Annotated in this window: 3 protein-coding genes; 1 reads left to right on the forward strand and 2 read right to left on the reverse strand. The window is 56.2% G+C overall.

The features are described 5' to 3' along the window. Both CAK78_RS09215 and CAK78_RS09220 read right to left on the reverse strand, forming a co-directional pair. A partial coding sequence (locus CAK78_RS09215; RefSeq protein WP_176452731.1) for a restriction endonuclease subunit S occupies window positions 1-737 on the reverse strand: 737 nt, incomplete at its 3' end. Further along, complete coding sequence (locus CAK78_RS09220) at window positions 734-2,695, reverse strand: type I restriction-modification system subunit M (protein WP_094697081.1); 1,962 nt, start codon at window positions 2,693-2,695, stop codon at window positions 734-736. The genes CAK78_RS09215 and CAK78_RS09220, both read right to left, overlap by 4 nt. A 493-nt stretch (window positions 2,696-3,188) precedes the next feature. Here CAK78_RS09220 and CAK78_RS09225 point away from each other — a divergent pair. Then, a partial coding sequence (locus tag CAK78_RS09225) for a toprim domain-containing protein (protein ID WP_176452732.1) occupies window positions 3,189-4,667 on the forward strand: 1,479 nt, incomplete at its 3' end.

Here is a 4,667-nt window from a genome sequence, read left to right on the forward strand (position 1 = left end):
ACTATATACTTAATCGCTGGCACATCCCAATGCTCCGGTACTTGTCCAAGCCACTCGACGCCGGAGTCTTTCATGGGCGCGTTGGGGTTGAGGCCCTTGGTGACAGCGAGGGAGATCACCGCCTGCCGCTTCTCTTTCAGCAGTTCGATCAGCCGCTGCTGCTGGGCAATCAGCCGATCGATACGAGCGGTTTCGTAGTCGAGAAAGGCGGCTATGGTGCGTTGTTCTTCGAACGAAGGAAGCAATATCGGATTGCTACCTATTTCCTCAACTGTGATCTGAGGTATCGCAGTTTGGGTGAACCAGAACAAATTTTTCTTTTGGCCAACCGTAAAATAGTAAGCGTACTCTGGATATATTTTTTGTGTTAGATGCTTACAATATATCGTTGTCTGAGTTGTTGTAACCTGTTCTTTGACTAACTTCACAAAGCCAATTGAATTACCGCGAGCTGGTATGACTAAATCACCACAACCAAGCCTCACCTGAGGATTGTTTACTCTACCGAAATAGTGATCACCCTCAGTGGCCGAATACACTGGCCACTCCCCGTCATCCTCTAGCTGCTCCTTTAAAATCGTCTGCCCCATGGCAATTTTAAAATAACGTGCTGTTTTAGCTAAAACCCAAGTAGAAGGCATCTCGCCCAACCACACCACTCCTGAATCCTTATATTCCGGATAGGGGCGATACTGGCCTGCCAGTTCTTGCTGTCGGGTAGTCACTGCTTCGCTCATGAATGCACCTCTGCCAACAGTTGCATAATCTCCTTGGCGACCGCATCGAGATCGGCATCGATCGCTGCCAGCTCGCGGGGCGGCTGGTACTGGTAGAAGTGGCGGTTAAAGGGGATCTCATAACCGACGATGCCCACCTGACCATCAAGCGGATCGGTCTTGCTTAAGTCAATCCAGGCATCCGGCACATGGGGCAGCACCTCACGCTTCAGATATTCATGAATGTCTTCCCCCAGCGGCACATTTTCGTTATCCCGCAGATCGGAGTTGGCTTCCGGCTCGCCCTTGGTTTTACACACTTCAGCGGCATCGTCCTGCTCAGCCAGATGGCTCACCAGCAGCTTAAAGGCCGGGGCAGGCAGCTTGACTTCACCCAGCAGCTTGGTCAGCTGCTTTTTGAATTTGTCGCGAGAGAGCAACTTGGCCTCAGCGAACTGGCCCAAGGCAGTGAGAATGGCAGACTGCAGGGTGCCATCGAGCTTGGCCCAGCCCTTGTCGGCAGTGAGGCTGGCGAGACGCTCGGCATCCTGCGGGTAGAATGCAAGTTTCAGCGGCCGCTCCACCGTGATGCGTCGGTAACCGAAGGCGGTGGTGGGGAAGATCTTGGCGATGGGCCCTTCTTCATAACGGCTGGCGAGGCGGACGATTTGCTCAATGGCCTCGTCGCTTAATTGCTTACGCTTGGAGCCCAAGGATTTTCGCATTGGGTTGTGCATGTCGCTGGCGTTAATGAGCAGCACCTTGCCCCTACGCTCCGCCGGTTTGTGGTTTGACAGCACCCAGATATAGGTGGCGATGCCGGTGTTGTAGAACATGTCGGTGGGCAAGGCCACCAAGGTATCGAGCAGGTCGTGCTCGAGGATATAGCGGCGGATCTCGCTCTCGCCGCTACCTGCCCCACCGGTAAAGAGCGGGGAGCCGTTGAGGATGATGCCGATCCGGGAACCTTCCGGCTTCATCTTGGCGATCAGATGTTGCAGGAACAGCAGCGAACCGTCAGAGACACGGGGCAATCCAGCCCCAAAGCGGCCGCTGTGGCCCTTTAGCAGGTGTTCGTCCCGGACTTGCTTCTCGACCTTCTTCCAGTCCACCCCGAATGGCGGGTTGGAGAGGCAGTAATCGAACTTATCCAGCGGCAACTGGTCGTCAGAGAGAGTGTTGCCGAGCTTGATGTTGCTGATGTCCTGCCCCTTGATCAGCATGTCGGCCTTACAGATGGCAAAGGACTCGGGGTTGAGCTCCTGCCCGAAGGTGGCCAGACGAGCGGCCGGGTTCAGCTCGTGCAGGTACTCCATGCCGCAGGAGAGGAAGCCGCCGGTGCCGGCGGTGGGATCATAGATGGTCCGCACCACCCCTGCCGTCGTCAGGGCCTCGTCATCGGCGGCAAATACCAGAGAGGTGGTGAGCCTCACGATGTCACGGGGGGTGAAGTGCTCACCGGCGGTCTCGTTAGAGCTTTCGGCAAATTTGCGGATCAGCTCCTCGAACACCAGACCCATGTGGTAGTTGTCGACAGTTTCGGGAGAGAGATCGACGTTGGCGAAGTTGCGAACCACCTTGTAGAGCAGGTCGGCATCTTCCAGCAGATCGATGCTGGCGGCGAAGTTGAAGTGCTCGAACACCTCGAACGCCTCACGTGAAAAGCCCCGCACATAGGCATCCAGGTTGTCACCGATCTGCTTCTCGCCGAGATTGTCGAGCGTGAGCTTGGCGGTGTTGTAGAAGCTCTGCCCGGCGGCATTGAGCAGCAGCTTATGGCGGGCCAGCTCGGGCAGCGCCTTGGTGCTCTCGGCGGTGGCCAGCACCTTGTCACGGGTCGGGGCCTGCACGCACTCAAGACGCCGTAACACGGTGAACGGCAGAATGATGCGGCCATACTGGGATTGCTTGAAATCACCTCGCAGGAGGTCAGCCACCGACCAGATAACGTTGGCAAGGGATGAGATATTGGTAGTCATGGAAACCCCGTGGGACCGCCTTGCGGTCTGAGACAGACGAAATGGCACGGATTCTACCACGGGAAGTCATCCATGGGGGTGATATAGGTTGCACTTAACTCCCTGAATGAACGTACATGTCGCATTTTCAAGCGGATCGATTTTGGCCTGCTGATGGGGGCGTCCCGTCCGTGGAGCCGACAAGGGAATCAACAATATTGTGAACTTGATCCCACTATCGAGATCACATGAAAAAATCTTTGATCGTGGATTTTGCGTTGTTCACAACGAAAACTCGAAATGAGACCTTGGGGAGGAAAAAAGAGGGGTTGTATTGCTTCTGCCGATCCGTATAGTCGGGGTTGTCGGCGGGCAGACGCCCCCGCACATCGCACCTTGGCTCACGCCATAAGCCCTCGGGGGGCGCCAATTACCCGACCTGATTACCGCCGCTTGGAACACACTCAACCTGATTTTAGTTCCACAGCAGCGGTCATCTAAGAGGAGAGACATCATGTCTCAATCCACTCAATTTGACCTTGAATATGCCCTGGCCGATGCAGGCCACTCCTTGACTATCGACTTTGCTGCCATCAAAGAGCAGTTCTCCATTGTGGATGTCGTCTCGGCCCTGACCGGGCAAGACGTCAAGAAAGTCGGCTCCAACGCCTATCGACTGGATGATGCCAGTTGCCCACTGTGTGGCCATAACGACTGCTTCACCCTCTATCCTGACCCTGACGACAATCACTTCCACTGCTTTAGCTGTGAGGAGAGAGGGGACGTGTTCGAGTTTATCGTCAAGACCGGTCTGGCTCGTAACGCCTACGATGCCGCCCGCTTGCTTCTGCTGGGCGAGCTGTCAGTCACCCCAACCGTTCGCAAAGTGGTGAAGCTGGAGCAGCCGATCTACACGGCCCCACCTGCTCGTCTGCAAGAACTCTTCAATCTCGCAGCTAGTCACTATCAGTCCCGTCTGGATGTAGACGAACTGATGGAGTTGCGTGGCCACTCAGAGGAGGTGCTGGTGGGGCTGGATATCGGCTTCTCCGGTGGCCTGAACAAGGCACTGAAGGATGCCGGGTTCAGCCAAGAGGAGCGACTGGCCTCCGGTCTGGTCAAGGCCAGCCAGGAGAGCCCAGACCTCCTGCGTGACTTCTTCCCGCATGGTGTCTATGTGTTCCCGCACTTCGACCGCAACGGACAAGTCAGTCGCTTCACCTTCAAAGACCCGAGCAAGCAGCACCAATACCAACTGCCGAGCGCCTGCTGGCTTAACGGGGTGCAGTTCTACGGGGAAGATAGCCTGAATTCCCCTGGCCCTGTCGCCTTGGTAGAGGGGGAGAATGACCGACTGTCACTGGTAGATGCCGGTTGGCCGGGCCCTGTGCTGGCTACCATTGGCACGCTGTCACAGACCCAGCTGGAGTGGCTGAAGCGTGAGCTGGCTGACCGTGATGTCGTGACCTTCTTCGACACCGACGAGGCGGGTGACAAGTACCGCTCCAAGGTGGCCCAACTCGGTCTCAAGCTGACCCAAGTCAAGCTGCCGGAAAGTGTGAAGGACATCGATGAATACCTGCATGGCGACAACCCGTTGCCCCTGGCCGAGCTGGTGGCAGCATTTACCCTGGTTGAGCCTGTGGCCGAAGCCGAAGCCGAAGCCGAAGCCGAAGCCGAAGCCGTCCAGGACGATGATCAGCTGCCGGAAGTCGTCAAGGTCATGCCACGTACTGCCATCTTTGAAAACGAGCTCAACGATTCGGCCAACGCCGAACGGTTTGTGCAGATGCACGGGCATAACCTGAAGTTCGTCCCTGAGTTAGGTGGCTTCATCCACTTTGATGGTACGCACTGGACCCAGAATGACTTGACGCCCATGACCCTTGCTCAAACAGTGGGCAAAGAGATCCAGGAAATGGGGCAGGTATTGATCAAGCAGGCATGCAAGAAAGAGGAGCTGTCTTGGGCCTATACAGTGCTCAGACACGGC

Origin of the sequence: Aeromonas sp. A35_P (assembly GCF_002259925.1) — a bacterium.
GTDB classification, from domain to species: Bacteria; Pseudomonadota; Gammaproteobacteria; order Enterobacterales; family Aeromonadaceae; genus Aeromonas; species Aeromonas dhakensis.

Bases quoted from the DNA above. Each gene is read 5' to 3' on its own strand.
- CAK78_RS09220 (WP_094697081.1), bottom strand. From the start codon at position 2,695: ATGACTACCAATATCTCATCCCTTGCCAACGTTATCTGGTCGGTGGCT.